Source organism: Streptomyces sp. NPDC052107, from assembly GCF_040680215.1.
In the GTDB taxonomy this organism is placed as follows: domain Bacteria; phylum Actinomycetota; class Actinomycetes; order Streptomycetales; family Streptomycetaceae; genus Streptomyces.
This window is the reverse complement of record NZ_JBFAWG010000215.1, coordinates 1-3,605: the sequence shown is the minus strand read 5'-3', so window position 1 is coordinate 3,605 and position 3,605 is coordinate 1. Positions and strand designations below refer to the sequence as shown.

Annotated in this window: 5 protein-coding genes; 2 read left to right on the top strand and 3 right to left on the bottom strand. The window is 69.7% G+C overall.

The genetic code is table 11. From position 1 onward, the window contains the following. Positions 1 to 975: hypothetical protein (locus AB0M27_RS47005; RefSeq protein WP_365732342.1), on the bottom strand; the 975-nt coding region annotated here is incomplete at its 3' end. A gap of 50 nt (positions 976 to 1,025) precedes the next feature. Here AB0M27_RS47005 and AB0M27_RS47000 point away from each other — a divergent pair. After that, positions 1,026 to 1,523 carry a putative phosphothreonine lyase domain-containg protein gene (locus AB0M27_RS47000; protein WP_365732341.1) on the top strand — a complete coding sequence of 166 codons (498 nt, stop codon included), beginning with the start codon at positions 1,026 to 1,028 and terminating at the stop codon, positions 1,521 to 1,523. A gap of 186 nt (positions 1,524 to 1,709) precedes the next feature. After that, positions 1,710 to 2,342 (top strand): hypothetical protein, encoded by a 633-nt coding sequence (locus tag AB0M27_RS46995; RefSeq protein WP_365732340.1) that lies wholly within the window; start codon positions 1,710 to 1,712, stop codon positions 2,340 to 2,342. A gap of 93 nt (positions 2,343 to 2,435) precedes the next feature. Here the strand turns inward: AB0M27_RS46995 and AB0M27_RS46990 are convergent, their stop codons facing one another. Then, positions 2,436 to 2,990: an XRE family transcriptional regulator gene (locus AB0M27_RS46990; protein ID WP_365732339.1), complete on the bottom strand. Its 555-nt coding sequence runs from the start codon at positions 2,988 to 2,990 to the stop codon at positions 2,436 to 2,438. 3 nt (positions 2,991 to 2,993) lie between these two features. After that, a complete protein-coding gene (locus AB0M27_RS46985) occupies positions 2,994 to 3,386 on the bottom strand; it encodes a hypothetical protein (protein ID WP_365732338.1) in 393 nt (130 codons plus the stop codon). Positions 3,387 to 3,605 lie beyond the last annotated feature (219 nt).

Sequence of the window (3,605 nt, the reverse complement as noted above, 5' to 3'; positions counted from 1 at the left end):
GGCGTCCACCCGGAAGCGCTGTGTGCGCCGGCCCGGCACGGCCACGGTGATGTGCAGATCGTATTCGTCCGGCCGAAGCTCACCGGGGTACATCTCCACGGTGACGTGCGGCAGATCCTGTACCTGGTCGCGCAGGTCGAGTTCGAGCAGTGTCGGCAGGGCTCCGTAGCGCCACACCGGTCGCGTGAGCGCCAGGTGTTCCGTGCTCGCCGGCAGCCCCCGCACCGGTGTGGCCTTCTTCCCCGTGCCGACCAGCTCAGGCGGTCCCAGACCAGCAGGGCCGGAGGTGCGGCGGTAGTGCACGCCGCGGGCCGCGTGGGCCTCGCACCGTACATCGATCGTCGCCGCGTGCTGCGCCACCCGCATCGGCCAGTGACAGATCGGGCAGGGATACCACCAGCCGTCCAGGTGGCACCACGGCCAGTCGGAGACCGCCTCAAAGAAGTCGAACCGCATCCACAGCTGGTCCCAGGCCCGGCTCAACTGCCGCACCGGGCCCGCCGGATACTCCGCGAGCAGCGCCCGCGCACGCCGGTAATCCTCGGGGGGCAGTCGCCGCAGGATCTCGTACAGGCGCCGCTCCTCCTGCTCCGCCCGCACCCGTGCCCACGGCCAGTGCCGCTCCAGTGCCACGTGCGGTACCAGGTGCTCGCGGCACAGATCCTGCACGGCATCGCGGACCAGACCGTGTTTGTCGAACAAGTGCAGTGCGTCGAACCGGCGGTCAGCTGTCCCGGGTACGGGCGGAAGGAGTGCTCCCAGGGGGCCGCGCAGGCCGTGGCGGAACTCGCCCATCCCGATCTGTGCCGCACGGTCGGGCCGGTGAGCCGCCCGCAGCACCGCAAGGCAGTCCATCAGTACTGCTGCCCGGCGAGCAGACGACAGCAGCGGATCGCCCTCCGCCGCGGCCGCCATGCAACATGCGGTCAGCGCCTGGTCACGCCACACACGGGCGTCGCGTTCCTTCATAGCCACGCGCACACGAATATGCCATAAAAGCGATGTAGGGGGCATATCGTTAGCATGTGCAGACGCGAGCCACCCGGACGGGCCACACCCGCACGCCGCCCCTCGACACTCCCTCGACCGTCACCGGCGCCCCTTGGCTGTGGGCCACCGCCCCTGATGCTCCCGATCCCGACGCGGACGAGCACCTCGCCGTCACCGCCTACGGAAAGTGGCTCTGGTTCCTGCCCGTGCGAGCCCTCGATGCTGGCTGGCGCACCGTGAAGACCGCCGTGGAAGCCGGGCAGCTCGGCCCCCGTGCCAAAGTGGCCACCCTCGGCAACAGCTTCGACGGAGACCCCACCCGCCGCCCCGTGGTCATCTACACCGTCAATCACCACGACGAGGACGACGTCCGCCGTGTTCTCGTCGCCCTGCGGGCCCTGGGGATCCACGACTCCCTCGCCTACAAGACCGACGAGGCGACCGAACACGGCGAATACGGAGATGGCACCAGCATCTACACCAGCCCCGCCGGAACCACCAAAGTCATCCGGCGTGACAGAAACCCCGGCTGAGCCGCGGCACGATGCCTGTCACCACGACGGGGCGTTGGCCTGCGGCTCTGTCGGCGGGTGAAACGCGGGGCCCGCGCGCCTTCCCATACTCGCCTTGGTCCTGCGGCAGTATGAGAATGCAGCCTCGCTGCCGATGCGCAACGCGGGTGCTGTGGTGCCTGGCGCTACGGGACGAACGGAGCTGTGATGTCGGACGCTGGCGGGCCGGGCTATCAGGCAGCCTGGGTGCCCTACGCGCCAGATCGCGACCTGGGAGAGGCCGTAACCCTGGCCGCCGCATGGACAGACTCGCGGTGCGCGCCAGGAACGGCGTGGGCTTTCCTGGCCAGCGACTTCAGCATCGATGCCGATCACGTGCCAGGGCTTGCCTCCTTTGTCGGGCGATACCAGCACATCACACCCAAAGCGGGGATCCGCCCGCTCGGGCCGCTGATGGCCTACTGGCCCGACCTGCGGATGATGTGCACGGCTCATCAGCTCGCCCAGGAAGCTGCCGTGGCTGTCGTCGAGGCAGGCGATGTCGCGTTGACCGGGTGGGCAGCTATGGCACACGCCGTGGACCTGACCCGTCCGAACGTCCCGCCGGTCGGCCTTGACCCTCAACTGGCCGCAGCTGTTGAGCAGCTGCACTTCTATGGGAACAACGCCTATAGCGCTGGTTTCGGGCGCGACCGGGCCAAGGACATCCTTGTCGGCCTGCGCAGGGACGCGCTGCTCGACCGGGCCTTGATCCTGTCGGCCTTGCTGGCCCGGGGAGCTTCGTTCACCGCCTTGGAGGCTCTCGGAAAACTGATCGGGTCTGTGGAGGGCAACCGGTGACCGCACTTGCGCTGCCGCGCCGACTCCAGCGCTCATCCGCCAAGTGAAGCGCGCAGTCATACCGGGTGGCGGGCCGCTTGAGCCCGGGCCCGGTCAGTAGGAGACGTCGAAATAGTCGATGTCGGTGAGGGTGACCTCAAGGCCCGCGGCGCGGCGTCCGCCGTCCTTGAAGTACACCTCCTGCAGTCCTTCGGCGACGATGTCACGCATCTGCTGGTCGGTGGCGCCCTGCTCGCGGGCGTCGAACAGACGACGGGCATAGGCCGGCGGAAGGTGGACGGTCAGGCGGCGCATCCGGCCGTCGTCGGTGGTTCCGATCGGCGCGGTATAACCGAACCGGGCCCGGGTCTCCACGGTGATGCCGGTCGCGGTGGCGGCCTGCTTGCGGCGTCGCCCCCGGACCTTAGGCTGCCAGCGGGCGCGTACGGCCGTCTCGATCCGGTCGGCGATGGGCTCGGGCGGGTGTTTGCGTTCGCCGGTGCGGTAACGCTCCACCGAGCGCTGGCTGACCCCGATCTCCGCCGCGACGGCCTTGGTCGTCTTCAGCTGCCCCAGGAGGAAGTTGATGCGGGCTTTGAGGCCCTTGGGCGGGGTGCGGGTGAACGCCTCGAAGTCGGCCCGCTCGATAGCGTCCTCAATCTCTCCCACCGGTCAACTCCCGTCCGTGAGCGGGCTGTGACCGTAGCGCTGAGGGATCAGGCGGGCGTCGGCGGCCGGGGCAAGGTCCACGACCAGGCGCTCGCCCACGCCGGAGGCCGTGGTGGCGTCGGGTGTGAGGTAGCCGAGGGTGCGCAGCTCGCCGACCGCTTTACGGAAGGCGTCGCGGCCTTCTGCGGCCAGGCGCTCGTCGCGGGTGAGGGAGATCAGTTCGCTGATCTTGGGCTCCTGGCCGGGGGTGTAGCCGGTGGCGAGTTCGGCCAGGACGCCGCGGGCGCGCCAGGTCAGGCGCATGTCCCGCATCGCCCGCGCGAACAGCGCCGGGTCATGGGCAGGCCGGATGGTGGGGACAGGCCACTGCGGGGGCGCGGCGTCGGTGGTGGTCATCGGTTACGGCTCCTTCGATGCGGCTCAGCGTCCGCGTCGGCCTCCGGCTGGAACGGCACCCTGCCGGTGTCGGTGGTCTGGCTCTTACTCGCCTTCGTCCAGGACGGCGTCGCCGCCCTTGATGTGCCGGGCGGGGTTGAGGCCCTTCTCCATCAGGTCAACCGCCCACAGCATCGGCTGGACGCCCTCCAGCTTCGCCAGGCCCGGCGTCGGGCCGAG

Bases quoted from the DNA above. Each gene is read 5' to 3' on its own strand.
- AB0M27_RS46995 (WP_365732340.1), top strand. From the start codon at position 1,710: ATGTCGGACGCTGGCGGGCCGGGCTATCAGGCAGCCTGGGTGCCCTAC.
- AB0M27_RS46985 (WP_365732338.1), bottom strand. From the start codon at position 3,386: ATGACCACCACCGACGCCGCGCCCCCGCAGTGGCCTGTCCCCACCATC.